Source organism: Rathayibacter sp. AY1B8 (genome assembly GCF_002932775.1).
In the GTDB taxonomy this organism is placed as follows: Bacteria; Actinomycetota; Actinomycetes; order Actinomycetales; family Microbacteriaceae; genus Rathayibacter.
The window spans coordinates 25544-51964 of record NZ_PSWJ01000026.1 but is presented as its reverse complement, the minus strand read 5'-3'; the positions used below and the strand labels follow the sequence as shown (position 1 = coordinate 51964).

Sequence of the window (26421 nt, the reverse complement as noted above, 5' to 3'; positions counted from 1 at the left end):
CGGTCGTCTCGATGGGGGCGCGTCTCTCCGACCTCCGGGGAGGTGCGCGTACACCCCTTACCCTGGAAAGGGCGGCTCGGCGGCATGCTGTGTGGCCGAGCAGCCCTTTCCAGGGTAGGGGCGGTGCGCGCACATCCCCGGAGGTCGGGAGGACGTTCCGCCCTCGAGGCGAACGCGGGAAACGCGTGTCAGCGTTTCCCGCTAGCCGGTCGCGACCCGCTCTCCGAATCGCGACCCCTCGCGAAGCCGACCGCGGTGAGGAGAGCGCAAGCGCTCTCCTCACAGTTCAGAACAGATCCGGCGACGGCGTCGACGCGTAGCGGATGGCGACGTCGGCGTGGCGGTCGAAGCGGTAGCCGACTCCGCGGACGGTGCGCACGATCTCCTCGTAGCGGCCGAGCTTGGCGCGGAGGCGGCGGACGTGGACGTCGATGGTGCGCTCGTTCGGCGCGTCGTCGTCCGCGGCGCCCCAGAGCGAGGCGATGAGCTCGGCGCGCTCGATGGTGCGGCCCTCGCGGAGCACGAGGTACTGGAGGAGCTCGAACTCCTTGTAGGTGAGGGGGGTGGTCTCCTCGTCGAGGATGACGCGCTTGCGGGAGATGTCGATGACGACGCCGCCGGGTGCGCGGTCGGGGTCGGGCTCGGCGTCGGAGCGGCGCTTGGCGACGGCGGCCGGGTCCTGCAGCGCGAGGCGGACCACGTCCACGTCGCGGCCGCCGGCGCCCTGCGGGGCGAGGGCGACGGAGGCGTAGGTCTCGGCGTCGGGGGCGAGCTGCGCCGTGACGCGCTTGAGCTCCTCGACCAGGCGGCCGAGGTCGACTCCGGCGGCGCGGGCCTTGGCCTCGTCGATGCCGACGTACAGGGCGAAGCCGCGGGCCTCGGTGCCCTGGGGGACGGCGCGGAGGCGGGGTGCTGCGGGCGCGGCGTCGGCGACCGGCTGGAGGCGGGGCGCCTCGGTGGAGGTGGCGGCGGGGACGGTGCGGGTGTGGAGGAGGGTCATGACGAGTCCTTGGCTGGTCGGATCCGGGACGAGTGTCCGAGGGAGCGGATCCGGGTGTGCGCGATCGAGCCGGCCCGCGGTGCGCGGTGGCGGCAGAGACGGATGCGGGGCATCCAGGGGATCGTCCGCGCCTCGGACGCTCAGCCGATCGTGACGATCAGCGGGCGGAGGCGGTGCGGGGATCCGGCGAGGTCAGTTCCTCATGCACACATTCGACAGCACATGACGGGGCCACCGGCCATCATCATGCCGGCATTCCCGGTGGCCTCGAGGGAGGTCAGGGCGTGCAGGGTGTCAGTCATGTCCGTCAGTAAAGCGGAGGCCGGTGCGGTGCGTCAACACTTCCGTGGGGATGGACGGCGCGTCGCGGGTGGTTCCGGTGCTCGGGAGGAGGCGCGAGCCGTGTCGGGGGATCCCGCTGCGCCCGCTGCTCGATCAGCAGGACGGGCTTTGCCGGACGGTCGCGGTGGGGTGTCGAGACCCTCGCTGCGCCGGCCGACCGGCACGGCTCAGCGGGGCTCCCTGTTCCGGGGCGCGACGGAAGGCCCGCTCGTCCGGGGGCCGGCGGGCTCAGCCCGCGAGGCCGTAGAGGCGGTCGCCCGCGTCGCCGAGGCCGGGGACGATGTAGCCGAGCTCGTTGAGCTTCTCGTCGAGGGAGCCGAGGACGATGGTCACGTCGCGGTCGCCGAAGGCCTTCTCGACGGCGGCCAGGCCCTCGGGGGCGGCGAGCAGGCAGACGGCGGTGACGTCGACCGCTCCCCGGTCGAAGAGGAACTGGATGGCCGCGACGAGCGAGCCGCCGGTCGCGAGCATCGGGTCGAGGACGAAGCACTGGCGGTTCGACAGGTCGTCGGGCAGGCGCTCCGCGTACGTGGTCGGCTCGAGCGTCTCCTCGTTGCGCGCCATGCCCAGGAAGCCGACCTCGGCGGTCGGGATGAGCTTGACCATGCCCTCGAGCATCCCGAGGCCGGCCCGGAGGATCGGGACGACCAGCGGCTGCGGGTCGCTGAGCGCGAGGCCGGTGGTCTGCGTCACGGGGGTCTCGATGGTGACGGTGCGGGTGCGGACGCCGCGGGTGGCCTCGTAGGCGAGGAGCGTCATCAGCTCCTCGGCGAGCTGACGGAAGGTGGGGGAGGGGGTGCGCTTGTCACGCAGCACGGTGAGCTTGTGGGTGATCAGCGGGTGGTCGGCTACGTGGACGCGCATAAGCTCAATCTACTGGCCGGAGCGGCGCCCCACCGGCCGCAGCGGGCCGCCGCAGGAGGGGGAGCGATGCGCGACAGCGATCTCCGCGTCCCCCGCCGCTCCGAGGAGTGGATGGGCCTGGCGCTCGACGAGGCGCGGCGGGCCGCGGGCTGGGGCGACGTCCCCGTGGGCGCGGTGGTGCTCGACTCGGAGGGTGCGGTGCTCGGGCTCGGGCGCAACGAGCGCGAGCTGCGGCGGGATCCGACGGCGCACGCCGAGGTGGTCGCGATCCGCGCGGCGGCCGAGGCCCGCGGCGACTGGCATCTCGAGGGCTGCACGCTGGTGGTCACGCTCGAGCCGTGCGTGCTCTGCGCCGGAGCGATCCTGGCGGCGCGGATCGACCGCGTCGTCTTCGGCGCGTGGGACGAGAAGGCGGGCGCCTCCGGATCCGTGCACGACCTCCTCCGCGACCGCCGGCACAACCACGTGGTCGAGGTGTACCCCGGGGTCCGCGCCGCGGAGAGCTCGCGGCTCCTGCTCGACTTCTTCGCCGACCGCCGCTGACGCCGAGCGCCGCCGAACCCCTCAGCTCGGAGCGCCCAGCCACTCCGTCAGCGCGAGCCGCGTCGCCGCGTGCATCCGCTCGAAGCGCTCCGCCGCGACGTCGTCGGCGAGCGCGGCGGCGTCGTAGCCCGCCGCTCCTGCCCACTCCCCGTCGCCCTCGAGCCACTGCGCGGCCATCGTGCCGGTCAGCTCGGGGTGGAACTGCACGCCGAGGAGCCAGTCCTCCACGGCGAACGCCTGCACCTCGCCCGCCGGCGACGACGCCAGCAGCGCCGCTCCGCTGGGCAGCGCGAAGGTGTCGCCGTGCCACTGCATCACGTGGACGCCGGCGAGGTGCCGGAGCGGGGAGCCGGCGCCCTCCTCCGTGAGCACGACCGGGCGGAAGCCGACCTCGCGGGCCGATCCGGGATGGACGGACTCGCCCAGGGCGGTCGCGATCAGCTGCGCTCCGAAGCAGACGCCGAGCGTGGGACGGCGGTGGTGCATCCGGTCCTGCAGGAGCGCGATCTCGGGGCTGATGAAGGGGTGCCGCGAGGTCTCGTAGACGCCGGCGCTGGAGCCGAGCGTGACGACGAGGTCGGGGGCGAGGATGTCGATCGCGTCGAGGTCCGTCCCTGCGACGGCGTCGACGGCGAACCCCCGCTCGGTCAGCATCGGCTCGAGCGCGCCGAGCCCGGCACCGCGCTCGTTGACGATCGCCAGGGCCCGGCGCATCTCAGGCGCTCCCGTGCGGCGCGGCCGGCGGGGAGGCGGCGGGCGGAGCGGCGGCGGCCGGAGCGACCGCGGCGGCCGTCCCTTCCGCCTCCGTCACGGCCGGACGGGCCGCCACCGATCCCGCGCGTCCACGGTCGACGTCGGGCTCGAGGTAGATCGTGGTGGCGGCCGGGACGGCCTCGCGGATCCGCTTCTCCGCGGCGTCGATCCCGGCGGCCACGTGCTCGAGGGTCTCGGCGGCCGGGAAGGCGAGCTTCGCGGCCACGAGGATCTCGTCCGGTCCGAGGTAGAGCGTGCGCATGTGGATGACGCGCTCGACGTCGCGCCCGGCCTCGAGCGCGGCGCGGATCGAGGCGGCGTCGGCGGGAGTCGCCCCCTCTCCGACCAGCAGGCTCTTCGTCTCGACGCCCAGCACGATCGCCACCACGATCAGCAGGGTGCCGATCATGATCGTTCCGATCGCGTCGTAGACCGAGTCGCCGGTGATCACGGTCAGCCCGACTCCGAGCAGCGCGAACGTCAGACCGGTGAGCGCGGCGACGTCCTCGAGGAGCACGACCGGCAGCTCCGGCGCCTTCGCCCGGCGGATGAACTGCAACCAGGACTGCGAGCCGCGGACCCGGTTCGACTCCTTCACTCCGGTGCGCAGCGAGTAGCCCTCGAGGCAGATCGAGATCACGAGGACCAGGATCGGCAGCCAGGCGTTCTCGAGCTCGTGCGGCTCGGCGATCTTCTCGATGCCCTCGTAGAGCGAGAAGACGCCGCCGACGGAGAACAGGATGATCGACACCACGAAGGCGTAGACGTAGCGCTCCCGTCCGTAGCCGAACGGGTGCTCCTCGTCGGCGGCCTTCCGCGACTTGCGGCCGCCGAGCAGCAGGAGCAGCTGATTGCCGGAGTCGGCGAGCGAGTGCACGCCCTCGGCGAGCATGGAGGCGGATCCGGAGAAGAACCAGGCGACGAACTTCGTCAGGGCGATGCCGAGGTTGGCCGCGAGCGCCGCGATGATCGCGGTGCCGCCTCCGGATGCGCTCACGTGGTCTCCTCGGGCTCGCCGCTGGATGGTCGGGCCATCCTACGAGGCGCCGGACCGCACCCGGACCCCCTTGCCGCGGGCTCTTCGTAGGATGAGCGGCGTGACCGATGCGCCCGTCCTGCTCCCGTCCATCGCCGTCCTCGGCCTCGGCTCGATGGGGGGTGCGATCCTCCAGGGCCTGCTGGCTCCCGGCGTGCGCGTCGAGGGGGGCGTGCGGGTGACCAACCGCGACTCCGCGAAGGCCGCCGCGTGGGACGGCCACCCGGTGGTCACCGCCTTCGCCACCGCGGACGACCCGGAGGCCAACCGGCGTGCGGTCGAGGGCGCGGCGATCGTGCTCGTGGCCGTCAAGCCGCACATGGTGCCGGACCTGCTCGACGAGATCGCCGACGCGCTCGCCCCGGGCGCGGTCGTCGTCTCCGTCGCCGCCGGCGTGACCGCGGCCACGTTCGAGCGGCACCTGCCCGCGTCCGTCGCCGTGCTCCGCTCGATGCCGAACACTCCCGCGGTCGTGGGCCGCGCCGTCACCGGCCTCAGCGCGGGCACGCGGTCCGGCGACGAGGACCTGGCGCTCGTGCGCCGCCTGTTCGAGACGGTCGGCGAGGTGGTCGAGGTGCCGGAGTCGCAGCTCGACGCGCTCTCGACGATCTCCGGCTCGGGGCCCGCCTACGTGTTCCTGCTGATCGAGGAGCTCGTCGCGGCCGCTGTCGCGAAGGGCTTCACTCCGGAGCAGGCGTCGACGATGGTGGTCGGCACGTTCCGCGGCGCGGCCGAGCTGCTCGCGGACTCCGGCGAGGAGCCCGCGGAGCTGCGCCGGCGGGTCACGAGCCCGAAGGGCACCACCGAGCGGGCCGTCGCGGTCCTGCAGGAGGCCGACCTCGCCGCCCTCTTCACGCGGGCGACCGACGCCGCGCTGGCCCGCGCCCGCGAGCTCGCCGCCTCCTGACTCCGCCCTCCTCTCCGCGAGACGCCGCTCGGGTATGCGACGCGCCGGAGCGGGCGTCACGGAGCGGCATCTCGCAGAGGAGGAGGAGGAAGGGGGCGCGGGTCAGGAGCCGAGGGCCGCGAAGCGCTCGATGTCGCTGGGGGTGCCGCTGACCACGATGAGGTCGTGGTTCGAGACGACGGTCTGCTCGGTCGCGTAGGTGAAGGGCTTGCCCGGGCTCTTGACGCCGACGACGGTCACGCGGTGCTTGCGGCGCACGCCCGACTCCGTGAGCGTCAGCCCCCGGATCGGCTTGGGCGGGTACATCTTCGCGAGCACGAAGTCGTCGTCGAACTCGATGAAGTCGAGCATGCGGCCCGAGACCAGGTGCGCGACGCGCTCGCCCGCCTCCGCCTCGGGGTAGATCACGTGGTTCGCGCCGATCCGCTCGAGGATCTTGCCGTGCGAGCGCGAGATCGCCTTCGCCCAGATCTGCGGGATCTTGAGGTCGACGAGGTTCGCAGTGATCAGCACGGACGCCTCGATGGAGGAGCCGACCGCGACGACGGCGACCTGGAAGTCCTGCGCGCCGATCTGCGCGAGGGCGTCGAGCGAGCGGGCGTCGGCCTGCACCGCGTGGGTGACCCGCTCCGACCACTTCTGCACGAGACCGGCGTCGGCGTCGATGGCGAGGACCTCGCGGTCGAGGCGGTCGAGCTGGCCGGCCGTGGCGGCTCCGAAGCGCCCGAGGCCGATCACCAGCACCGGGGCGTCGTACCTGATGCGGTCAACCAACGATGGGCCTCTCTTCCGGTCGTCTGAACAACTGCCTCCGCTGGCTCGCGGCGAGCGCGGCGGCGAGAGTCACGGTACCAACGCGGCCCATGAACATCGTCAGCGCCAGGATGTAGACCCCGGACGGCGGCAGCTCCGCGGTGAGCCCCGTCGAGAGCCCGGAGGTCGCGAAGGCCGAGATCACGTCGAAGAGCACGTGGTCGAGCGAGGCCTTGGTGATGTGCAGGATCAGGACGCTCGACACGGCGACCGTCGTCGCGCCCCACAGCACGACCGAGACGGCCAGGCGCAGGACGTCGTTCGGGATCCGGCGGCCGAACGCCTCCATGTCGTTGTTCCCTCGGGCCTCGGCGAAGGCGGCCAGGAACAGGATCGCGAGGGTCGTGACCTTGATCCCGCCGGCCGTGGAGGCCGATCCTCCGCCGATGAACATCAGCATGTCCGTCACGAGCAGGCTCGAGCCGTTGAGGTCGGGGACCGAGATCGTCGAGAAGCCGCCCGACCGCGTCATCGTCGAGAGGAAGAAGGACTGGAAGACGGTGTCTCCCGCATCGAGGCTGCCGAAGGTCCTCGGATTGTCGAACTCGAGCACGATGTAGAGGACGGCCCCGGCGACGAGCAGGATCACGGAGGTGACCAGCGTCAGCTTCACGTGCACCGACCACTTGCGCGGGCGCCGCCAGCCGCGGGAGAAGGCGTAGATGACGGGGAAGCCGATCGAGCCGAGGAAGACGCCGAGCATCAGGATGCCGAGGAACCAGTAGTCGTCCTCGAACGGGGTGAGTCCCGCGGCGTTCGGGGCGAAGCCGGTGTTCGTGAACGCCATCGCGGAGTAGTAGAAGGAGTGCCAGACGGCCTCGCCGATCGGGATCCCGTCGATCAGCATCCGCGGGAACAGCAGGAGCGCGACGATGATCTCGATCGCGGCGGCGCTGATCGCGACGGTGGCGAGCAGTCCGCCGATCTCGCCCAGGCGCACGGCCTGGCCCTCGGCGACGGGGCCGGAGTGGATCCGCAGCGGGTTCGAGTCACTGGCGACCATGAGCTTCGCCCGGAGCCCGAGGCGGCGCGAGATCGCCAGGCCCATGATCGAGGCGAGCGTCAGCACTCCCAGAGCGCCGATGTTCACGCCGACGAAGATGATCGAGTGGCCGAACGCCGACCAGTGCGTCGCCATGTCGACCGTCGCGAGGCCGGTCACGCAGATCACCGACATCGCGGTGAAGAAGGCGTCGTGCAGCGGAGTGACGGTGCCCGTGGTGCTCGACACCGGCAGCGAGAACAGCAGGGTGAAGACGAGCACGAGCGCCGAGAAGATGAGGATCGCGAAGCGGGACGGCGAGCGTCCGGCGAAGTCGTCGATGAGGTCGCGGGCCCGCTCGAACCCCGACCAGGGGGAGACGGGCGAGACGCCCACGGGGCTGCGGAACTGCTGCCGAACCACCACGGCGGATCCTCCACTCGATCGCGGCCATGCTACCCGCTCGGTGCCGGGCCCCCGGGGCGCTGACTAGCCTGGGCGCATGGCTGACATCTTCGGGGTGATCGCGGACGGGACCCGCCGCGACATCCTCGCCCTGCTGCTCGAGCAGCGGCGGGACGGCTCGGCCGAGGGCATGAGCGTGTCGCGGATCGTGGCGCGCCTCGAGCTGAGCCAGCCGACCGTCTCCAAGCACCTCAAGGTGCTGCGCGAGACCGGCCTCGTCACGGTGCGCGAGAGCGGACAGCACCGCTTCTACGCGCTCGAGTACGCGCCGCTGGCGGAGGTCGAGGACTGGCTGCTGCCCTTCCTCGCCGAGGACGAGGCGGCCGGCGCCCTGCTCGACGCTCCGACCGCGGCCCGGGCGGAGTCGCTGGGCCGGGCGCTCGCCGAGCGCACCCACCAGGTCAGCACCGTGGTGCAGGACATCCAGCGGGGCGTCAGCGAGGGAGCGACGAAGGTCGCGGAGGCGCTGCGCATCCGCAAGTGAGGGGCGCCGAGGAGCCGGAAACGGTGGAGCCCCGGGTCGTGTAAGCTCGCGGGAGCCAGTTTTTCGTAAGCGGCCGCCCGTCGGGCGGTCGACCCCCTGAACGTTGTGAGGTCTTCGTGGGTTCTGTCATCAAGAAGCGTCGCAAGCGTATGGCGAAGAAGAAGCACCGCAAGCTGCTTCGCAAGACTCGCCACCAGCGTCGCAACAAGAAGTAGGCTCGCGCCTCTTCCCACTCGAGCGTCCGCCCTTCCGGGGTCGGGCGCTCGTCTGCGTTCACGGATCATCCCGGCGGCGCTCGCCGTCTCGGCGCCCGGCGCCGGGGCCGCCGTACACTGACCGCATGGTGGACGTGGAGCTGACGCTCGTGGGCAAGCCGGGCTGTCATCTCTGCGACGACGCGCGGACCGTGGTCGAGCAGGTGGTCGCCGATCTGGGCGGCGAGGCGTCGGTCGCCGTCTCGGAGGTGTCGATCCTCGACGATCCCGAGCTGCACGAGCGCTTCGTCGAGGAGATCCCGGTGGTGCTGATCGACGGGCGCGTGCACACCTTCTGGCGAGTCGATCCCGCGCGGCTCCGGCGGGCCCTCCTCGATCGCGGGTGAGCCTCGACCCGGGCCGTCCGGACGGAAGCACGACCGCGACGTCCCTCTGACGGGGGACAGGACGGCTCGCGATAGCTCGCCTCTCGCCCTTACCCTCGTGAGGGGGGAGTGCGCTCCTCCGTGCGCGGACGCAGATCGTCGCCCGTGGAGGAAGGAACCGCCATGCCGTCATCCCGCCGACTCGCCCTGCCCGCCGCCGCTCTCGCGGCGCTCGTGCTCGGCCTGGCCCTCCCCGGAGCGGCCGTCGCGGCCCCCTCCGCCTCGACGGTCTCGACCACGGTCGAGCAGCCGGCCGCGACGACCATCCCCGGCGTGCCGGAGGATCCCGAGCAGCCGGGCGACGGCGGCTCCGACCCCGTTCCCGGCGTCCCCGAGGAGCCCTCCGTTCCCGGAGTGCCCGAGGAGCCGGCAGAACCCGAGCAGCCCGCGCCCGTCGACCCCGCGCCCGTGGACCCCGCGCCGGTCGATCCGGCACCGGTCGACCCCGCGCCCCAGCAGCCGAGCCAGCCCTCCACCGGCGGCGGATCCACCGGCGGTGGATCGACCGGCGGCGGCTCGACCGGCGGCGGCCAGCAGGGCGGCTCCGGCGGCGGTCAGCAGGGCGGCTCCGGCGGCGGCCAGCCCTCCACCGGCGGCGGATCGTCCTCCGGCGGCTCCGGCTCCGGCGGCGGCACCACCGGCGGAGCGACGTCCGGCGGCACCTCCGGCGGCGGCACCACCTCCGGCACCACCACGTCCGGCACCGCCGGCTCCTCCGGTGCGGGCGCCGTCACTCCGGCGGCGTCGGCCCCCGGACGCACCGAGCTCGGCACCTCGACCGAGGGCGCGAAGCCGGCGGCCGGTGCCGCGACCGCGGACGTCTTCCTCACCCGCGAGCTCGCCGTGCAGCCGGAGGCGCTCACCGTCGAGCTCGCCCGCTTCTACGGCGTCGGCTTCTCGTACACCGGCTTCGCGAGCGGCGAGGCCGTCTCCGCGGTCCTCCGCGACCCGAACGGCACCAAGACCCCGCTGACCCTCGAGGCGGGGAGCGGCACCGCGACCGTGCCGACCGCGCTGATCACCAAGTCGGGCGCCTTCACGGTCGACCTCACGGGCGACCAGGGCTCCGCCGCCAAGGTCGTCTTCCGGCTGGCGCCCTCCACCGGCAACGGCCTCCTGCTCGAGCCGCGCGAGCTCGGCGACGGCAGCACCGAGGCGCCTCGCGGCGCCGTCTGGGGCTTCGACGCCGACGAGGAGGTCGCCGTGGGCGCCTTCGAGACCTCCGGGTCCCGCGCCGACCTGGCCGCCGGCGACGTCGCCGTGCAGTCCGACTCCATCGGCTGGGCCGAGCTGGCGCTGGGCGACGCGGTCATCGCCGACCCCGACCCCTCCGTCTACTGCGTCGTCGCCTTCGGTCGCGAGTCGCACCGCACGGCAGCCGTGACCGTCTCCTACCGTGACAGCGACACCACGGCCGCACCGTGGGAGGCGCAGCAGGTCTGCGGCACCGCGATCAGCGCCGCGCGCACCGCCTTCCTCAGCACGGCCGCCTCGGCGGGACCGGCCGGCATCACGCCGACCACCGCGCTGATGATCGGCGGCGGCGCGGTCGCCGCGTCGCTCGTCGCCTGCGCGGCCGTCCTGGTCGTGATGCGCCGCCGGCGCATGAACACGGACCTCTTCATCGGCGGACCGCTGCCGCGCACGCAGAGCGACTGACGCGTCCGGAGGACGAGGGAAGGCCCGCGGGACGCGATCCCGCGGGCCTTCCCTCGTCCTCTCCCGGCGCTCAGCCGGCCGCGGTGAAGCGGAGGAGGATCGTCCGCGCCTCCGGCCGCAGCTGGAAGTCAGGCCACACGTCCGGACCGCACGCGCGGGAGCCCAGGCCGTGCTGGGCGGCGTCGATCACGAGGACCGCGCGCTCCGACGCCGGCAGCTCGTGCGGGTGCGCGGCGGCCGTGATCTCCTGCGGCGTGTGCCTCGCCAGGGTGAAGCCGGGGAGGCGCCCGTGCAGGTCGCGCGCGGCTTCGATGCGGAGCCGGGGCGAGCCCGCCTCCGTCAGCGTCAGCTCGCGCACGCTGCTGCGGTGACCGCTCTCCTGCGGGCGGGCGTACGGAGTCGTCAGCCGGTCCATCTCCGCCGTGAAGCGCCCCACCCGCGCGGCCCGGAGGCTGTCGGGGTAGGACTCGAGCGGGCCGGTGCCGAACCACTCCGCGCCGTCGATCGACGCGGGCATGTCGATCCGGATGCCCAGCCGCGGCCAGACGGAGTCCCAGCCCCGGGTCGGCACGAGGTCGACGCGGAGGACCGTGCTCTCCCCGTCGACGCTCCAGCGCTCCTCCATCAGGAGTCCCGCATCGAGGTCCGCGGCCGAGAAGCGGGTCACGCGGCGGAGCCCGGCGGAGGCGTCCACCTCCTGCACGCGGCCGACCAGGCGGTCGAGTCCGGCCTCGCGCCAGCGGGCGGCGGAGGAGGGGGCCGGCATCCCGCGGCCGTCGCCGTCGTACGGGTCGCCGGTGACGTAGCCGGGGAAGCCCGCGCCCTCGTCGTTGTCGGTCGGGGCGCGCCAGAGCTCGGTGCGCGGTCCGTCGACGGGCAGGCCGGCGAGGGAGGCGAGCCGGCCGTCGCGGAACCGCGCGACTCCGAGCGCGCCGCCCTCGAGGGGCGGAGCGGCGCGGACGGCGCGGGTCCACGCGGGCACCGCCGACGGCGCGGCGAGGAGGTGCTGACCGGTGGAAAGCACGTGGCCCTCCTCCGCCCAGGCGGTCGGGGCGTCGAGGACCGCGTCGACGGTGAGCCAGGTCTCGCCGCCGGGGCGCACCTCGAGCGGGGGGAGCTCCACGTGGACGGCGTCGCCGGCCGCGATGACCGGGGCGTCGAGCACTCCCTCCGCGGTGACCCGCCCGTCCCGCTCGACCCGCCACGCGAAGCGCAGATCGGCGGTGGAGGCGTCGTGCCGGCGGTTCTCGATGACGACGCCGTCGCCGCGGACCGTGAGGCGCACCGGAGCGACGATCTGCTTCCACTCGAACAGGCCCGGGCTGGGCGTGCCGTCGGAGAGCACCATGCCGTCCATCACGAAGTTGCCGTCGTGCACCACCTCGCCGAAGTCGCCGCCGTACGCGTAGTACTCGACGCCCTCCGGCGTGCGCGCCCGCAGGCCGTGGTCGCGCCACTCCCAGACGAAGCCGCCGTGCAGCCGCGGGAAGCGGTCGACGAGGTCCTCGTACTGGTCGATCGCTCCCGGGCCGTTGCCCATCGCGTGCACGTACTCGCAGAGCAGGAAGGGCTTGGAGCGCTGCCGAGCGGACTCGCCGGGGGAGCAGCCGAGGAGCGGAGTGAGCGAGCCGTCGGTGCCGATCCGCTCGGTCTCGGGGATCGAGGAGTACATCCGCGAGTACACGTCGGTGTACGCGCCGGTGTAGTCGCCCTCGTAGTGGACGGGGCGCTCGGGGTCGCGGCCGTGCACCCAGGCGGACATCGCGGCGAGGTTCGCGCCGGTGCCCGCCTCGTTGCCGAGGGACCAGAGCACGATGCTCGGGTGGTTCTTGTCGCGCTCGACGGTCCGCTCGATGCGGTCGAGGTAGGCCTCTCGCCAGGCGGGGTCGTCGCTGGGGTTGCCCGCCCAGCCGACCCGCTCGAAGCCGTGGGTCTCGAGATCGCACTCGAGGACCACCCAGAAGCCGAGCTCGTCGGCGAGATCGAGCAGACGGGGATGCGGCGGGTAGTGGCTGGTGCGGATGGCGTTCACGTTGAAGCGCTTCATCATCGCAAGGTCCTCGCGGGCGGAGTCCTCGTCGAACGCTCGACCGCGGTCGGGGTGCGTCTCGTGGCGGTTGACTCCATGGAAGACGACGCGCTCGCCGTTGACCAGGAAGCGGTCGCCGCGGATCTCGACCGTGCGGAAGCCGAGCCGCAGCGAGACCGTCTCGCCGGCGGAGGCGAGCGTCGCGTCGTAGAGGCGCGGAGCCTCCGCCGACCACGGCTCGACCTCGGGGACCTCGATCGCGGCGATCTCCTCCGCTGAGGCCCAGACCGTCTCGATCCCGAGCCCGGGCACGCGCAGCGTCAGCGGGAACGCGTCGGCCGCGGCGGTCACCTCCGCCTCGATGCGGCCCGCGCCGCCGGCGAAGGAGGAGCGCAGCCACACGTCCTCGATCCCGCCGACGGGGCGCGCGAGCAGGTGCACCGAGCGGAAGATCCCCGGCAGCCACCACTGGTCCTGGTCCTCCACGTAGCTCGAGGCCGACCACTGGTGCACGCGGACCACGACGAGGTTCTCGCCCGGGCGGACGACGCCGGTGACGTCGAACTCCTGCGCGAGCCGGCTGCCGGAGCCGATGCCGATCTCGACGCCGTTGACCCAGACGCGGTAGCGCGACTCGACCCCGTCGAAGCGCAGGACGACCGCCTCGGCGGAGTCCCACTCCTCCGGGACCACGACGGTGCGGCGGTAGTCGCCCGTCGGGTTCGCGTCCGGAACGAACGGCGGCTCGGTCGGGAACGGGAACTGCACGTTCGTGTAGGCCGGCAGTCCGTAGCGCCCGTCGCCCTGCAGCACCCAGTGCGAGGGCACCGGCATCAGGTCCCAGCCGGAGTCGTCGAACGACTCGTCCCCGACGGCGTCCACGCCCTCGCCCTCCGGCAGCACGCCGGCGCCGCCCGGGGTCCCCGGAGCGGCGGGGAGCAGGCGGAAGCGCCACTCCCCGTCCAGCGGGAGCGCCGGGGCGTCGGTGTGCAGCCACGAGCGGGGGGCCCGGCGGCGGCCGGAGCCCGGTCCGGTGTCCGTCAGGTAGTGGGAGGTCGTCGGGGGAGTCGTCACTTCACGGAGCCTTCCGTCAGGCCGCCGCGCCAGAAGCGCTGCAGCACGATCATGGCGATGGCGAGCGGGATGATCGACAGCAGGACGCCGCCGGTCGTCAGCTCGTAGAACTCGGGCAGGCGGTCGACCTGTCCGAGCCAGTTGTTCAGTCCCAGTGTGATCGGGAACAGGTTCGTGTCCGAGAGCATCACCAGGGGCAGGAAGTAGTTGTTCCAGATCCCGACCAGTTGGAAGAGGAACACGGTGACCAGCGCGGGAGTCAGGATGCGCAGCCCGAGCGTGTGGAAGATCCGCAGCTCCCCGGCGCCGTCGATGCGCGCCGCCTCGATGATCGCGGTGTCCACGGTCGCCTGAGCGTAGATCCGGCAGAGGAACAGCCCGAACGGCGAGACGAGCGAGGGGATCAGCACGCTCCAGTAGGTGTTCGCGATGCCCATCTGGCTGAAGAGCAGGAACAGCGGCAGAGCGGTCGCGGTGCCCGGCACCAGGACGCCCGCGAGGATCGTCCCGAACACGAGCCTGCTGCCGCGGAACTCGTACTTGGCCAGCGCGTAGCCGCCCGCCGCGGCGAGGTAGGTCGCGAGCAGGGCGCCCACTCCGGCGTAGAGGACGGAGTTGAGGAACCAGCGGACGAAGATGCCGTCGCCGTAGGTCAGCACCTGCGTCAGGTTGTCCCAGAGCGCGAACGTCGGGGCGAACCAGAAGCCGTAGGTGGCGAAGAGGTCCTCGGTCGTCTTGGTCGCCGCGACGACGACCCAGTAGACGGGGATGAGGAAGTAGACCGCCACGACGACGAGGATCGCGGTGACGATGATGGTCGAGGCGCGGTTGCGGCCGGCCGAGCGGTCGGGCCCGCGTCCGGCCTTCACGGGGCGATCGGCGGTGACGACTCCGGTGGTCGTGGTCGGCGGGGTCTCGGTGCGGCTCATGACGACCTCCTGTTCGAGATCGAGAGGAACGTGAAGGAGAGCAGGAACGCGACCAGCGCGATCAGGACGGCCTGGGCGGCGGCGACGTTGTAGTCGTTGTAGGCGAAGGCCGTGGTGTACGCGCTGAGGTTCGGCGTGTACTGGCTGTCGATCGCCGGAGCGACCGTCTTCAGCACCTGCGCCTCGGCGAACAGCTGGAGCGTTCCGATGATCGAGAAGATCGTCGTCAGCACCAGCGCGGGGCGGATGAGCGGCAGCTGGATGCTGCGGGCGACGCGCCAGGTGGAGGCGCCGTCGACCTTCGCCGCCTCGTAGAGCTCGACCGGGATCGCCTTGAGCTGGGCGACGATGATCAGCATGTTGTAGCCGGTGTAGCTCCAGAGCGAGATGTTCGCGATCGACCAGAGCACCGTGTCCGCACCGAGGAAGTCGGGCTGGAGCCCGACCACGTTCGCCGCGTCGATGAGCGGGCTGAGGCCGGGCACGTAGAGGAACGACCACAGGATCGTCGCGATCACTCCGGGCACTCCGTAGGGGAGGAAGTAGGCCGCCCGGAAGAAGCCGGGGAACTTCGCCGACGCCGACTCGAGCATCAGCGCGAGGACGGTGCAGAGGGCGATCATCACCGGCACCTGGACGACGCCGAAGAGGAACATCCGCCCGATGGAGGCGATGAAGTTGCCGTCGGCGAGGGCCTGCGCGTAGTTGTCGAAGCCCGCGAACCCGCTGGTGACCCCGGCCTCGCCGAAGAGGCCGGAGCGCGTCACCTTCGTGAAGCTGGAGCCGACGGCGACGACGATCGGGACGATGAACGTGAGGACGAACAGGGCCAGGAAGGGTCCGAGGAGGATCCACGGGGCGCGGGCGACCGCGCGGCTGCGCCGGGGCGCGCCCGGCGTCCGCGTGGTGGCCGCGACCGCGGCGGCGGCGGGGGAGGTCGTGGTGGTCATGCGGAGGCCCTCCTGATGCTCAGGCCCTTGTTCTCGAAGACCGTGATGATCTGCTGCTCCGCCTCGGCGACCGCGTCCACGAGCGAGAGCCCGGACGCCTTCTTCCGGAAGCCGTCGCTGAGGATGTTGAAGGACTGCTGCGTGACGGGCCACCAGGACCAGTCGGGGTTCTGCTCCTTCGATGCGGGCACGAGGACGTCCTCGTTGTAGTTCTGCCCGCTGAAGAAGTCGCTCGGACCCTTGCGGGCCGTGCCGATCTCGCCGACCGCGGGAGACCAGCCGATGCCGCTGTTGGCGATCATCGCGTCGATGCCCTCCTGCGTGGTGGTCATCCAGACGGCGAACTCGATCGCCTCCTCCGGGTGCTTGCTGCTCGAGAACACCGCCGCGGTCGATCCGCCGAGGAAGCTCGAGCCGAAGCCGGTGTCGCCCCAGACGGGCATGGGAGCCGCGCGCCACTTGCCCGCGCCTCCGCTGACCCCCTCGATCAGGGCGTCGCCCCAGCTGCCGGTGGCGCAGGAGGCGATGCCGCCCTTCGCCGCGGCCGCGAACCACGCGGGGGAGTAGGCGCCGTAGCCGGTCTGCACCAGGTCCTGGTCGATGGCCGTGTCGAAGAAGGAGGCGACGCGCGTCGTGGCGTCGTCGGTCATATCGATGACCCAGCCGTCCTCCTCCGGGCGCAGCCACTGCGCGCCGGCCTGCGTCGCGAACGCGGCGAAGACCGAGGCGTCGGCGAGCGGGAAGCAGTCGATGTAGGAGCCGGCTCCGCGCAGCTCCGTCGCCACCGCAGCCCAGTCGTCCCAGGTCGTCGGCGGCTCCGCACCCACCTTCCCGAACACCTCGGGCTGGTAGAAGAGCGCCATCGGGCCGCTGTCCTGAGGGATGCCGTAGACGCCGCCCGTGTAGCTGACCTGGCCCCAGAGCGTGGGGTCGTACAGGTCGCGGTACTGCTCGACGCCGTACCGGGTGAGGTCGACCAGGCCGTTGACGAGCATGAACTCGGGGACGGAGCGGATCTCGACCTGGCCGAGGTCCGGCCCGCCGCCCGCGGCGAGGGCCGAGTAGAGCTTCTGGTACCCGCCCGCGTTGCCGCCGGGGATCCAGACGGCCTCGACCTGGATCTCGGGGTGCGAGGCGTTCCAGACGTCGCAGACCTTCTGCAGGTCCTTCAGCCAGCCCCAGTACTGCAGGCGGACCGGGCCGGTGGCCGGGGCGATCGTCGGCGCCGTGTTGACCGAGACGGTGCCCGGTGTCGCGCAGGCCGTCAGGCTCCCGAGTGCCGCGGTGCCGAGACCGGCGGCGATGAGCTGTCTCCGGGTGAACGGATGCATCTTCCCTCACTTCGTCGTGGTGGAGAGCCGGGGAGTCTCACCCGGCGATGATCGGGACGCTACCACGAATTCGAGTAGGTACTCGAAATTGGCGGCACTGCTCCTCCGCCGCCGCTACGCTGGCCGTTCGAGGGGCACGGCGAGGTGCCTCCAGTGCTGAGGAGGGGTCGATGGCGGAGGCGACGAGGCGACGCGGCCCGTACGCGAAGTCGGCCGAGCGCCGCCGCGCCATCATCGAGGCCGCCCACCAGGTCTTCGCCGCACGGGGCTACGCCCGCGGCTCCCTCCAGGAGGTCGCCGACCGCGTCGGGCTCAGCCAGACGAGCCTCTTGCACTACTTCCCGTCGAAGACCGACCTGCTCTTCGCGGTCCTCGAGCACCGCGACCTGATCACGGGCGACGGTTCCTCGCCGCCGGACCCGGAGGAGGGGCTGGTCGCCGGCATCCTGCGGCAGACCCGCTACAACGAGACGGCGCCCGGAGTGATCGAGCTGTACGCCGTGCTCTGCGGCGAGTCGACGACGCAGGAGCACCCGGGGCGCGACTTCTTCGCCGCGCGGTTCCGCCGGCTCCGCAGCGAGTACACGGCCGAGCTGCGCGAGCTCCAGGCCGCCGGGCGCCTCCGCGAGGGGTCCGATCCGGAGCGGCTGGCGGCGTCGATCATCGCGCTCTGGGACGGCGTGCAGCTGCAGTGGCTGCTCGAGCGCGACGCGGTGGACATGGTGGCGTGCCTGGCCGACTACCTCGACCTCGTGGTGCTGCCGGCTCCCTAGCCGCTGGCGCGAGGGAATCCCGGCCCGTCGAGGGGACCCGCCGTCCGCGGCGGTCTCGATGGTCCGGGGTTCCCGCGACCGTGGTGCGCGCCTAGGGCAGCAGGCGGGTCGGGCCGCGGAACAGGTAGGTGACCTCGCGGAGGTTCGCCTGGTTCAGCATCAGCATGATCACGCGCGAGAGGCCCATGCCGAAGCCGCCGTGCGGCGGGACGCCGTAGCGGAAGAAGTCGAGGTAGAACTCGAGCTCCTCCGGGTCCAGGCCCTTCTCGCGGGCCTGCTCGACGAGGACGTCGACGCGGTGCTCGCGCTGGGCTCCGGTCGAGATCTCGACGCCGTTGTAGATGAGGTCGTAGCTGTTGGTGATCGTCCCGTCGCCCTCGCGGCGCATGTGGTAGAACGGCCGGATGCTCGACGCGTAGTCGGTGAGGAACACGAAGTCGTGCCCGAACTCCTCCTGCACGTAGGCCGCGATGCGGCGCTCGCCCTCGGGGTCCATGTCGTCGTCGGCGCGGGGCACCTCGTAGCCGCGCTCGGCGACGATGCGCTTGGCCTCGGCGAGCGGGATGCGCGGGAACGGCGTGGTCGGGACGGTCAGGTCGATGTCGAAGAGCGCCTTGACCTCGGCGCCGTGCTTCTCGACGACGGCGGTGAGGCCGGCGACCATCAGCTGCTCGTGCAGCTCCATGACGTCCTCGTGCGAGTCGATCCAGGAGACCTCGGCGTCGACGCTCGTGAACTCGGTCGCGTGACGCGAGGTGAAGCTGGGGTCGGCGCGGAAGGCGGGGCCGACCTCGAAGACTTTGCCGAAGCCGGCGGGCTGCGCCATCTGCTTGAAGAACTGGGGGCTCTGCGCCAGGTAGGCCTTCGTCTCGAAGTACTCGACCTCGAAGAGCTCGGCCCGCGACTCCGAGGCGCTCGCCATGAGCTTCGGGGTGTGGATCTCGATGAAGTCGTGCTCGATCCAGTACGTGCGCAGCGCGTGCTCGAACGTGGTCTGCACACGGGCGATGAGGTTCTGCTCGGGACGGCGCAGGTCGAGGAAGCGCCAGTCCATGCGCTTGTCGATGCCGGAGTCGGGCGCGATCGGCGCCTCCGGGATCGACGCGGCGACGACCTCGAGCGTCTCGAGCTTGACCTCGATGCCGCCGAGCTTCACGCGCTCGTCGTGCTTGAGCGCACCGGTGACGGTGATGAAGGAGCCCTGGGCGAGGCCGGAGATCTCCTCGGTGATCGCGAGGCGCGCAGCCGACGCGTCGTCGCCCTCGACGGCCTCGCGCACGGCCGGGTTCACCAGCTGCACGGCACCCGACTCGTCGCGCAGGACGACGAACTGCACCTTCTTCTGGTCGCGCACGGTCTCGACCCAGCCGGACACGCGGACGGGTCCGTCCTCGAGCGCGGCGAGCTTCTTGACAGTGGTTCGGGGGAGGCGGGTCTCGTCGGTCACGGTAGGGGAGTCTACTCGGGGGCCGCCGGGCGGGCGCGGAGCAGGAGCACGCGCCGGCCCGCGGCCTCCGGCGCGGCACGAAAGGGGGTCCAGTCGGTCCCCCTGCGTGCTCCGGCGTCGGGCTAGCATCGCGGAGCGAGCGCGCGGGCTCGAAGGATCCGAGGGGGATGTGCCATGGCGGGACCGGGATTCGCGGTCATCGACTTCGAGACGACGGGGGTCCGTCCCGAGCGGGGCGACCGCGTCATCGAGGTCGCTGTCGTCCATCTCGATGCGGAGGGGCGCTTCGAGGCGGCGTTCGAGACGCTCGTGAACCCGGACCGCGATCTCGGCGCGCAGAGGATCCACGGCATCTCGGCGCGCGAGATACTGGACGCACCGTCCTTCGCCGCGATCGCCTCCGATCTGCTGGTACATCTCGACGGCCGGGTGGTCGTCGCCCACAATGCGAGCTTCGAGCGGCGGTTCCTGACAGCGGAACTGGCCCGACTCGGCGTCGAGACGGCACTCTCGAGCGAGATGCTGCTGTGCACGATGCAGCTCGCACGCGAGTTCCTGCCGGGTGCGGGGCGCTCGCTCGCCGCCTGCTGCGCCGCGTTCGACATCCCGCTGGAGAACGCTCACCGAGCGGTCGTCGATGCGACCGCCACGGGCCGCCTGCTCGCGGAGTACATCGCCGTCTCCGGTGGTCGCGACCGCTGGGACGATCACCTGAGAGAGGCACTCGCCTACGGCTGGCCTCCTGTTCCGCGGAGGCGCACACTGTGGACGCCCCGACCCGCGACCGCCGTGGCTCCCGCCTCCTTCCTGGAGCGCGTCGTCCAGCGGATGCCCGACCACTCCGGACCCGTGGAGCACGGCGAGTACCTCGCCCTCCTGGACCGCTGCCTCCTGGACCGCGTCATCTCGGCGCACGAGGAGCGCGAACTGGTCACCGCGGCCGACGACCTCGGAATCGGTCGTGCGGTCGTGCGCGTCCTCCACGACCGCTACTTCGACGACCTGACCGCGGTCGCCTGGTCGGACGGCGTCCTCGCCGACGACGAGCTGATGGACCTCGCGACTGTCGCCGATCTGCTCGGCATCGATCACGAGCGGCTCGTCGCGGCCACGGAGCCGCGGGACGCCGTCGAACAGCCCGCGCCCGTCGTCGACCGCTTCTCGCTCGAGCCGGGCGACCTCGTCGTCCTGACCGGGGAGATGCGCCGGACCCGCCAGGAGTGGACGACCGTCCTCGAGGACTGCGGGCTGATCGCCCACCCCGGAGTGACGAAGAAGGTCAAGCTGGTCGTCGCCGCCGATCCCGACTCCCTGTCCGGCAAGGCGAGGAAGGCCCGCGACTACGGGATCCCCGTCGTGAGCGAGGACGGCCTCGCCGCCCTCCTGCGCGCGTGAGCACCGCACTGATCACCGGCGCGTCCTCCGGCATCGGCCTCGCCTTCGCCCGGGCGTTCGCGCGCCGCGGCTGGAGCCTCGTCCTCGTCGCCCGCAGCGAGCAGCGCCTCCAGGAGGCGGCGGCCGGACTGCGCGGCCTCGGCGCCGCGGCGGTCGAGGTCCTGCCCGCGGACCTCGGCGACCGCGAGCAGGTCGAGCGCGTGCGCGCGCGGCTCGTCGATCCGGCCCGACCGGTCCGCGTCCTCGTCAACAACGCCGGCTTCGGGATCGACGGGACCTTCGCCGAGCCGGACGTCGCCGCCCAGGACCACGCCTTCGAGGTGATGGTGCGTTCGGTCGCCGTGCTCTCGGGCGCGGCGGCCGAGGCGATGACCACCCGCGGCCGCGGCGCGATCCTCACGGTGTCGAGCGTCGCGGGCTTCGTGCACCTCGGCCCCTACTCCGCGGTGAAGGCGTGGGCGACCGCCTTCGCGCAGTCGCTGGCCGTCGAGCTGCGCGGCACCGGCGTCCGCTCGGCCGCGCTCTGCCCGGGCTGGGTGCGCACCGAGTTCCACGAGCGGGCGGCGATGGACACCTCCTCCATCCCCTCCTTCCTCTGGCTCGATGCGGACGCGGTGGTGGAGGAGTTCCTCCGCGACGTCGCGCGCGGCTCCGTCGTCTCGGTGCCGTCGGTGCGCTTCGGAGTCCCGATGGCCGTGGTGCGGCACCTGCCCGGACCGCTCGTGCGGCGGCTGTCGGCGGCGGTCTCGGCGCGGCGCTGAGGCTCCGCTCAGGTCCGGCTCAGGCGACCCTTTTCCCGGCGTTCCCCCACGCCGCGTTCCGTACACTTGACGCTCGTGGTTGCCGATCAGATCCATCTCGTGCGGCACGGCGAGGTGTTCAACCCCGACCGGGTCCTCTACGGGCGACTCCCGAACTTCCGGCTCTCGGATCTGGGCCACCGCATGGCCCGCTCCGCCGCCGACGACCTGCTCGAGCGCCGGCGCCACGTCACGGCGCTGATCGCCTCGCCGCTCCAGCGCACGCAGGAGTCCGCGCAGCCCATCTCGCAGGCGTTCGAGCTCGAGATCCGCACCGATGAGCGGGTGATCGAGCCGAGCAACCGCTTCGAGGGGAAGTCCCTCGCCGCGCGCAGCTCCGCCCTGCGGAACCCCAAGCACTGGCCCTGGCTCCGCAACCCCTTCGAGCCCAGCTGGGGCGAGCCGTACCTCTCCATCTCGGCGCGGATGTACGCGGCGGTCGAGTCGGCGTGGGAGAGCACGGAGGAGGGCGACGCCGCGATCGTCAGCCACCAGCTCCCCATCTGGACGGTCCACCGCGCCCTCGCCGGCGAGCGCCTCTTCCACGATCCGCGCAAGCGCCGCTGCGCGCTCTCGAGCATCACGACCCTCGAGCGGCGCGGGGACGGCTTCGTCGAGGTCGGCTACTCCGACCCGGCCGCCGGCCTGCAGGGCCTGGCCACCGACGTGGGAGCGGTCTGATGCGCCGGACGGGGCGGCTCCGCGCCGCGGGCGTCCTCGCGCTGGCCGCCGCGCTCGCGCTGACGGGCTGCTCCGAGGATCCGCTCGCCGACCAGTACCGCAACGGCAGCAACAAGGGCTACATCTCGGGGGACGGCACCGTCACCGAGATCGCCGCCGCCGACCGGGACGACCCCATCGTCTTCTCCGGCACCGACGAGACCGGCGCCACCATCGACTCCGCCGACCTCGCCGGGCAGGTCGTCGTCGTCAACTTCTGGTACGCCAGCTGCGCCCCGTGCCGCGCCGAGGCCGCTGACCTCGAGACGGTGAACACGGAGTTCGCCGACAAGGGCGTGTCGTTCGTCGGCGTCAACGTGCGCGATCAGGCCCCCACCGCGGCCGCCTTCGCCGAGACCTTCGGGCTCGGCTACCCCTCCATCGTCGACACCGACTCGTCGGTGCAGCTCGCTTTCACCGGCACCGTCCCGCCGAACGCCGTGCCCACGACGCTCGTCCTCGACAGGGAGGGGCGCGTCGCGTCGCGCATCCTCGGCCAGCTCCAGGAGGCGTCGATCCTGTCGACCCTCGTGGGCGACACGCTCGCCGAGGGGGAGTAGCGGCGTGGGCGACATCGTCGTCAGCGGTCAGCTCCTGCTGGCCGTGCCGATCGCGCTCCTGGCCGGGCTCGTGTCCTTCGCGTCGCCCTGCGTGCTCCCGCTGGTGCCCGGCTACCTCGCCTACGTCGGCGGATTCACCGACGCCGACGAGCGGGCGGCCCGCGGACGCCGCCGGGTCGTGCTGGGGGTGCTCCTCTTCGTGCTCGGATTCTCGCTGGTGTTCGTCCTCTACGGGGCGGCGGCGGGCACGGTCGGCTTCTGGCTGCGCCAGTACACCGACCTGATCACCCGCGTCCTCGGGCTCGTCGTGATCGCGATGGGGCTCGTCTTCATCGGGCAGTTCTCGTTCCTCCAGCGCACGCTCCGACCCGGGATCCGTCCCGCCACCGGGCTGATCGGAGCGCCGCTGCTCGGCATCGTCTTCGGCGTCGGCTGGACGCCCTGCCTCGGCCCGACGCTGAGCTCGATTCTCGCCCTCAGCTACGGCGTGGGCTCGCCCTGGCGCGGCGCCCTCCTCGCCCTGGTCTACTGCCTCGGACTCGGCATCCCCTTCCTCCTCGTCGCCTTCGGCTTCAGCTGGGTGACCAGCACGCTCGCCTTCGTGAAGCGCCACATCCGCGTGGTCAACATCCTCGGCGGCGCCGCCCTCGTCCTGATCGGAGTCCTGATGGTCACGGGCATCTGGAACACCCTCGTCTACGGATCCCTCTCGGCGGTGATCGATGGCTTCCAGCCGGCGATCTGAGCCCGAGGAGAGCACGCGCCGCCCCGACGAGGCCGCGCAGCGGAGGACGGACGCCTCCTTCCGCCCCGCCGACCACTACGACTCCGACGGCGCTGTCACGCAGCCGGCGCTCGGGTTCACCGGCTGGCTCCGCTGGATGTGGCGCCAGCTCACCAGCATGCGCACGGCGCTGTTCCTGCTGCTGATGCTGGCGATCGCGGCGGTCCCCGGATCGCTCGTGCCGCAGCGCTCCTCCGACCCCAACGGCGTGACCCAGTACTTCGTCGACCACCCCGACCTCGCGCCCCTGCTCGACAAGGTGCAGGCGTTCGACACCTACACCTCCGCCTGGTTCTCGAGCATCTACCTGCTGCTGTTCATCTCCCTGATCGGCTGCATCGTCCCGCGCACGCGTCACCACTTCCAGGCGATGCGATCGCGGCCGCCGCGCACCCCGGCACGCCTGCAGCGCCTCGCCGGCTACACCGTCCGCGAGGTCGAGGGCGCGACGGAGGAGGAGGCCGTCGCCTCCGCCCACTCCGTCCTGCGCCGGGCGGGCTACCGCGTCGAGCGCTACGACGACCCGCGCGGCCGCTGGTCGAGCGTCTCGGCCGAGCGCGGCTACCTCCGCGAGACCGGCAACCTGGTCTTCCACTCCGCCCTGGTCGGCATCCTCGTCGCCGTCGGAGTGGGCGGCGGATTCGGCTACAGCGGGCAGCGCGTGCTGGTCGAGGGCTCCCAGGGGTTCGCGAACAACCTCGCGGCCTACGACTCCTTCAACCCCGGTCGCTTCTTCGACAGCAGCCAGCTCGACCCGTACCAGCTGACCCTCGACAGCCTCGACGTGAAGTACGAGGAGCAGAACCAGTCGGCGCTCGGCCAGCCCGTCGACTTCACCGCGAACGTCACGACCTCCGAGCGCGGCGGGCGCACCGAGGACCGCACGATCAAGGTCAACGACCCGCTCGCGATCGGCGGCACGAACGTCTACCTCCTCGGCAACGGCTACGCCCCGACGATCACGGTCCGGGATCCCTCCGGCCGGGCGATCTTCACCGACTCGGTGCCGTTCCTCCCGCAGGACGCGAACCTGACCTCCGTCGGCGTCGTGAAGGTGCCGGACGGGCTCTCCGAGCAGCTGGGCCTCACCGGCTTCTTCTACCCGACGCAGGACACGCTGGCCTCCGGGGCGTCGACCTCGATCTTCCCCGACCTGCAGTACCCCGTGCTCTCGCTGAACGTCTTCTCGGGCGACCTCGGCCTCGACGGGGGAGTGCCCACATCCGTCTACGTGCTCAACACCGACTCGCTGACCCGGCTCACCGGCGGCACCACCGGCGTCGCGCCGATCACCCTCAAGCCCGGCGACACGGCCGAGCTCCCGAACGGGCTCGGCAGCGTGACCTTCGACAACACGGGCGCCGACCCGACGCGGATCGGCACCGACAGCGTCAAGCGCTTCGCCTCGTTCGACATCCACCACGACGCGACCCAGGGCTGGGTGCTGCTCTTCGCGATCCTCGTGCTCGCCGGACTCCTCACCTCGCTGTTCGTCCCGCGGCGCCGCGTGTGGGTGAAGGCGACCGCCCAGGACGACGGCGGCCTCCTCCTCGAGTACGCAGGACTCGCCCGCGGCGAGGACCCCCAGCTGGTGCGCGCCGTGCGGACGATCGCCGACCGGCACGCCCCGCTCGACTGACCCGCCTCCCGGACGCCCCGGAGGTCCCTCCACAGGCGCCGCCCGGCTGGGCAGGGGCCGAGTCTGTGCAAGCGCGAAGGGGCGGGCGGGGCGGCGAGCGATTACCCTGAGGAGGTGATCGCGACCCTCTCGCAGTACTCGGTGCTGTGCCTCTCCTCCGCCATGGGCATCTACGCCATGGCGTTCGTCTTCTTCGCGATCGACCTCGCCCGCCGCGCCTCCCTGGCCGACGGCGAGTCGATCGAGGTCGTGCAGGAGGCGGAGCGCGTCGCCTCCGCGGCCGCCGCCGACCGCGCGGCCAGCGGCAAGGCCACCGTCGCCGCCGCAGGCTCCGGACGCACCGCGACTCTCTCCCGCATCGGCAGCCGCGTCGAGGACGAGGTCTACCGCGCCCCCGCCCGCTCGAAGACCATGCGCATCGGGTTCTCGCTCACGCTCCTCGGCTTCGTGCTGCACCTCGGCGCGACCGTCCTCCGCGGCGTCGCCGCCGGCCGCGTCCCCTGGGCGAACATGTACGAGTTCTCGATGACCGGGACGCTCATCATCATCGGCGTCTTCCTCGCCGTCCAGCTGCGCTGGGACCTCCGCTTCCTCGGAGCGTTCATCACCGGCCTCGTCCTGGTGCTCCTCGGCATCGCGACCGTCAACTACTACGTCGCCGTCGTCCCGCTCCCGCCGGCACTCCAGTCCTACTGGCTGGTCATCCACGTGCTCGTCGCGATCCTCGGCACCGCGTTCTTCGCCCTCGGCTTCGCGCTCTCGGTCACCCAGCTCCTCCAGGCCCGCCGCGAATCCTCCGGCGACAGCCCCCGCTCGGTCCTCCGCTTCCTGCGCACCCTGCCCAGCTCCCTCACCCTCGAGAACCTCGCCTACCGCGTCACGATCCTCGGCTTCATCCTCTGGACCTTCACGCTCATCGCCGGCGCCGTCTGGGCCGAGAAGGCCTGGGGCCGCTACTGGGGCTGGGACACCAAGGAGGTCTGGACCTTCATCATCTGGACCATCTACGCCGGCTACATCCACGCCCGCGCCACCCGCGGCTGGCGCGGCACCCCCTCCGCCTGGCTCGCCATCGTCGGCTTCGCCGCCGTCATGTTCAACTTCGGCGTCGTCAACGTGTTCTTCAAGGGACTCCACGCCTACTCCGGCCTCGACACCGGCATGTGATCGGCGGGGCCTGGCGGGGCCGCTCGCGGCGTTGTCGGCGACGAACGTAGCTCCGCTACGCCCGACCCCTCCGCCTTGCGATCGGGTCGGCGGGGCCTGGCGGGGCCGCTCGCGGCGTTGTCGGCGACGAGCGTAGCTCCCGCTACGCCCGACGCCTCCGCCTTGCGATCGACCCCACCAGGCCCCGCCGACCGCCCACCAGGACACGCTTTGAGGACGGCTCCGCTTCGCGGTCGCCGCGGGGGCCTCCGCTTCGCGGTCGGGTCTGGCCGGGCTTCGCTTCGCGATCGGGTACCGGGTGGGCTCCGCTTCGCGGTCGGGTCCGGGTGGGGTCC

At 72.2% G+C, this 26421-nt stretch carries 25 protein-coding genes; 14 read left to right on the top strand and 11 right to left on the bottom strand.

Annotated features, from left to right (window positions below):
• Positions 1-286 precede the first annotated feature (286 nt).
• Both C5C63_RS13975 and upp read right to left on the bottom strand, forming a co-directional pair.
• Entirely contained in the window at positions 287-1000 is a 714-nt protein-coding gene (locus tag C5C63_RS13975) for a winged helix-turn-helix domain-containing protein (RefSeq protein WP_104233433.1), read from the bottom strand.
• 570 nt (positions 1001-1570) lie between these two features.
• A complete protein-coding gene (upp, locus tag C5C63_RS13970; RefSeq protein WP_104224850.1) occupies positions 1571-2206 on the bottom strand; it encodes a uracil phosphoribosyltransferase in 636 nt (211 codons plus the stop codon).
• 66 nt (positions 2207-2272) lie between these two features.
• Here upp and C5C63_RS13965 point away from each other — a divergent pair, with 66 nt between their 5' ends.
• The gene (locus C5C63_RS13965) at positions 2273-2749 is read left to right on the top strand and encodes a nucleoside deaminase (protein ID WP_104254860.1); all 477 of its coding nucleotides are present in this window, start codon (positions 2273-2275) and stop codon (positions 2747-2749) included.
• Positions 2750-2770: 21 nt separating this feature from the next.
• Here the strand turns inward: C5C63_RS13965 and C5C63_RS13960 are convergent, their stop codons facing one another.
• Both C5C63_RS13960 and C5C63_RS13955 read right to left on the bottom strand, forming a co-directional pair.
• Positions 2771-3463 (bottom strand): gamma-glutamyl-gamma-aminobutyrate hydrolase family protein, encoded by a 693-nt coding sequence (locus C5C63_RS13960; RefSeq protein ID WP_104292395.1) that lies wholly within the window; start codon positions 3461-3463, stop codon positions 2771-2773.
• A gap of 1 nt (position 3464) precedes the next feature.
• Positions 3465-4499 (bottom strand): cation diffusion facilitator family transporter, encoded by a 1035-nt coding sequence (locus C5C63_RS13955; RefSeq protein WP_104326263.1) that lies wholly within the window; start codon positions 4497-4499, stop codon positions 3465-3467.
• A gap of 154 nt (positions 4500-4653) precedes the next feature.
• Here C5C63_RS13955 and proC point away from each other — a divergent pair, with 154 nt between their 5' ends.
• Positions 4654-5445 carry a pyrroline-5-carboxylate reductase gene (proC, locus tag C5C63_RS13950; RefSeq protein ID WP_374953849.1) on the top strand — a complete coding sequence of 264 codons (792 nt, stop codon included), beginning with the start codon at positions 4654-4656 and terminating at the stop codon, positions 5443-5445.
• A 102-nt stretch (positions 5446-5547) separates the two neighbouring features.
• Here the strand turns inward: proC and C5C63_RS13945 are convergent, their stop codons facing one another.
• Both C5C63_RS13945 and C5C63_RS13940 read right to left on the bottom strand, forming a co-directional pair.
• A complete protein-coding gene (locus C5C63_RS13945; RefSeq protein WP_068255410.1) occupies positions 5548-6219 on the bottom strand; it encodes a TrkA family potassium uptake protein in 672 nt (223 codons plus the stop codon).
• Positions 6212-7582 (bottom strand): TrkH family potassium uptake protein, encoded by a 1371-nt coding sequence (locus tag C5C63_RS13940; protein ID WP_244229642.1) that lies wholly within the window; start codon positions 7580-7582, stop codon positions 6212-6214. Before C5C63_RS13940 ends, C5C63_RS13945 begins: the two co-directional genes overlap by 8 nt.
• Before the next feature lie 160 nt (positions 7583-7742).
• Between C5C63_RS13940 and C5C63_RS13935 the strand changes: the two genes are divergently transcribed.
• The 4 genes from C5C63_RS13935 (at position 7743) to C5C63_RS13920 (ending at position 10488) form a co-directional block, all read left to right on the top strand.
• Positions 7743-8189 (top strand): helix-turn-helix transcriptional regulator, encoded by a 447-nt coding sequence (locus tag C5C63_RS13935; protein WP_104224854.1) that lies wholly within the window; start codon positions 7743-7745, stop codon positions 8187-8189.
• 116 nt (positions 8190-8305) lie between these two features.
• Entirely contained in the window at positions 8306-8404 is a 99-nt protein-coding gene (locus C5C63_RS13930) for a 30S ribosomal protein bS22 (RefSeq protein WP_003792170.1), read from the top strand.
• A 125-nt stretch (positions 8405-8529) separates the two neighbouring features.
• Positions 8530-8790, top strand: a complete 261-nt coding sequence (locus tag C5C63_RS13925; protein WP_104224855.1) for a glutaredoxin family protein — start codon at positions 8530-8532, stop codon at positions 8788-8790.
• Positions 8791-8952: 162 nt separating this feature from the next.
• Positions 8953-10488: a hypothetical protein gene (locus tag C5C63_RS13920; protein WP_104326262.1), complete on the top strand. Its 1536-nt coding sequence runs from the start codon at positions 8953-8955 to the stop codon at positions 10486-10488.
• 70 nt (positions 10489-10558) lie between these two features.
• On the opposite strand, the gene C5C63_RS13915 is transcribed toward C5C63_RS13920, so the two are convergent.
• Genes C5C63_RS13915 through C5C63_RS13900 form a run of 4 tightly spaced genes read right to left on the bottom strand, consistent with a single transcriptional unit; the run spans position 10559 to position 16801 of the window.
• A complete protein-coding gene (locus C5C63_RS13915) occupies positions 10559-13591 on the bottom strand; it encodes a glycoside hydrolase family 2 TIM barrel-domain containing protein (protein WP_219815303.1) in 3033 nt (1010 codons plus the stop codon).
• A complete protein-coding gene (locus C5C63_RS13910) occupies positions 13588-14520 on the bottom strand; it encodes a carbohydrate ABC transporter permease (protein ID WP_104225919.1) in 933 nt (310 codons plus the stop codon). Before C5C63_RS13910 ends, C5C63_RS13915 begins: the two co-directional genes overlap by 4 nt.
• Entirely contained in the window at positions 14517-15470 is a 954-nt protein-coding gene (locus C5C63_RS13905) for a carbohydrate ABC transporter permease (protein WP_104266728.1), read from the bottom strand. Before C5C63_RS13905 ends, C5C63_RS13910 begins: the two co-directional genes overlap by 4 nt.
• Positions 15467-16801 carry an ABC transporter substrate-binding protein gene (locus C5C63_RS13900; protein ID WP_104224859.1) on the bottom strand — a complete coding sequence of 445 codons (1335 nt, stop codon included), beginning with the start codon at positions 16799-16801 and terminating at the stop codon, positions 15467-15469. The genes C5C63_RS13905 and C5C63_RS13900 overlap by 4 nt, the downstream gene beginning before the upstream one ends.
• A 170-nt stretch (positions 16802-16971) precedes the next feature.
• Here C5C63_RS13900 and C5C63_RS13895 point away from each other — a divergent pair, with 170 nt between their 5' ends.
• Entirely contained in the window at positions 16972-17574 is a 603-nt protein-coding gene (locus C5C63_RS13895) for a TetR/AcrR family transcriptional regulator (protein WP_258065465.1), read from the top strand.
• A 91-nt stretch (positions 17575-17665) separates the two neighbouring features.
• Here the strand turns inward: C5C63_RS13895 and aspS are convergent, their stop codons facing one another.
• The gene (aspS, locus tag C5C63_RS13890) at positions 17666-19021 is read right to left on the bottom strand and encodes an aspartate--tRNA(Asn) ligase (protein ID WP_244229585.1); all 1356 of its coding nucleotides are present in this window, start codon (positions 19019-19021) and stop codon (positions 17666-17668) included.
• A 174-nt stretch (positions 19022-19195) separates the two neighbouring features.
• Here aspS and C5C63_RS13885 point away from each other — a divergent pair, with 174 nt between their 5' ends.
• The 7 genes from C5C63_RS13885 to ccsB all read left to right on the top strand — a co-directional run bounded on the left by C5C63_RS13885 (position 19196) and on the right by ccsB (position 26086).
• Positions 19196-20416 carry an exonuclease domain-containing protein gene (locus C5C63_RS13885; RefSeq protein WP_104326259.1) on the top strand — a complete coding sequence of 407 codons (1221 nt, stop codon included), beginning with the start codon at positions 19196-19198 and terminating at the stop codon, positions 20414-20416.
• Positions 20413-21177 (top strand): SDR family oxidoreductase, encoded by a 765-nt coding sequence (locus C5C63_RS13880; protein ID WP_104224863.1) that lies wholly within the window; start codon positions 20413-20415, stop codon positions 21175-21177. Before C5C63_RS13885 ends, C5C63_RS13880 begins: the two co-directional genes overlap by 4 nt.
• A gap of 75 nt (positions 21178-21252) precedes the next feature.
• Entirely contained in the window at positions 21253-21897 is a 645-nt protein-coding gene (locus tag C5C63_RS13875) for a histidine phosphatase family protein (RefSeq protein ID WP_104266731.1), read from the top strand.
• Positions 21897-22496, top strand: coding sequence for a TlpA disulfide reductase family protein (locus C5C63_RS13870; RefSeq protein WP_104249773.1), 600 nt, complete (start codon positions 21897-21899; stop codon positions 22494-22496). Before C5C63_RS13875 ends, C5C63_RS13870 begins: the two co-directional genes overlap by 1 nt.
• A gap of 4 nt (positions 22497-22500) precedes the next feature.
• Positions 22501-23241: a cytochrome c biogenesis CcdA family protein gene (locus C5C63_RS13865; RefSeq protein WP_244230512.1), complete on the top strand. Its 741-nt coding sequence runs from the start codon at positions 22501-22503 to the stop codon at positions 23239-23241.
• Positions 23219-24919, top strand: coding sequence for a cytochrome c biogenesis protein ResB (locus C5C63_RS13860; protein WP_104326258.1), 1701 nt, complete (start codon positions 23219-23221; stop codon positions 24917-24919). Before C5C63_RS13865 ends, C5C63_RS13860 begins: the two co-directional genes overlap by 23 nt.
• A 162-nt stretch (positions 24920-25081) precedes the next feature.
• Positions 25082-26086, top strand: a complete 1005-nt coding sequence (ccsB, locus tag C5C63_RS13855) for a c-type cytochrome biogenesis protein CcsB (RefSeq protein WP_104224871.1) — start codon at positions 25082-25084, stop codon at positions 26084-26086.
• Positions 26087-26421: the final 335 nt, after the last annotated feature.

What these genes read in the sequence shown, in the direction of transcription:
- C5C63_RS13975 (WP_104233433.1), bottom strand. Translation starts at nt 1,000, where the DNA reads ATGACCCTCCTCCACACCCGCACCGTCCCCGCCGCCACCTCCACCGAG.
- upp (WP_104224850.1), bottom strand. Translation starts at nt 2,206, where the DNA reads ATGCGCGTCCACGTAGCCGACCACCCGCTGATCACCCACAAGCTCACC.
- C5C63_RS13965 (WP_104254860.1), top strand. Translation starts at nt 2,273, where the DNA reads ATGCGCGACAGCGATCTCCGCGTCCCCCGCCGCTCCGAGGAGTGGATG.
- C5C63_RS13960 (WP_104292395.1), bottom strand. Translation starts at nt 3,463, where the DNA reads ATGCGCCGGGCCCTGGCGATCGTCAACGAGCGCGGTGCCGGGCTCGGC.
- proC (WP_374953849.1), top strand. Translation starts at nt 4,654, where the DNA reads ATGGGGGGTGCGATCCTCCAGGGCCTGCTGGCTCCCGGCGTGCGCGTC.
- C5C63_RS13935 (WP_104224854.1), top strand. Translation starts at nt 7,743, where the DNA reads ATGGCTGACATCTTCGGGGTGATCGCGGACGGGACCCGCCGCGACATC.
- C5C63_RS13925 (WP_104224855.1), top strand. Translation starts at nt 8,530, where the DNA reads ATGGTGGACGTGGAGCTGACGCTCGTGGGCAAGCCGGGCTGTCATCTC.
- C5C63_RS13920 (WP_104326262.1), top strand. Translation starts at nt 8,953, where the DNA reads ATGCCGTCATCCCGCCGACTCGCCCTGCCCGCCGCCGCTCTCGCGGCG.
- C5C63_RS13910 (WP_104225919.1), bottom strand. Translation starts at nt 14,520, where the DNA reads ATGAGCCGCACCGAGACCCCGCCGACCACGACCACCGGAGTCGTCACC.
- C5C63_RS13905 (WP_104266728.1), bottom strand. Translation starts at nt 15,470, where the DNA reads ATGACCACCACGACCTCCCCCGCCGCCGCCGCGGTCGCGGCCACCACG.
- C5C63_RS13900 (WP_104224859.1), bottom strand. Translation starts at nt 16,801, where the DNA reads ATGCATCCGTTCACCCGGAGACAGCTCATCGCCGCCGGTCTCGGCACC.
- C5C63_RS13895 (WP_258065465.1), top strand. Translation starts at nt 16,972, where the DNA reads ATGGCGGAGGCGACGAGGCGACGCGGCCCGTACGCGAAGTCGGCCGAG.
- C5C63_RS13885 (WP_104326259.1), top strand. Translation starts at nt 19,196, where the DNA reads ATGGCGGGACCGGGATTCGCGGTCATCGACTTCGAGACGACGGGGGTC.
- C5C63_RS13870 (WP_104249773.1), top strand. Translation starts at nt 21,897, where the DNA reads ATGCGCCGGACGGGGCGGCTCCGCGCCGCGGGCGTCCTCGCGCTGGCC.
- C5C63_RS13860 (WP_104326258.1), top strand. Translation starts at nt 23,219, where the DNA reads ATGGCTTCCAGCCGGCGATCTGAGCCCGAGGAGAGCACGCGCCGCCCC.
- ccsB (WP_104224871.1), top strand. Translation starts at nt 25,082, where the DNA reads ATGGGCATCTACGCCATGGCGTTCGTCTTCTTCGCGATCGACCTCGCC.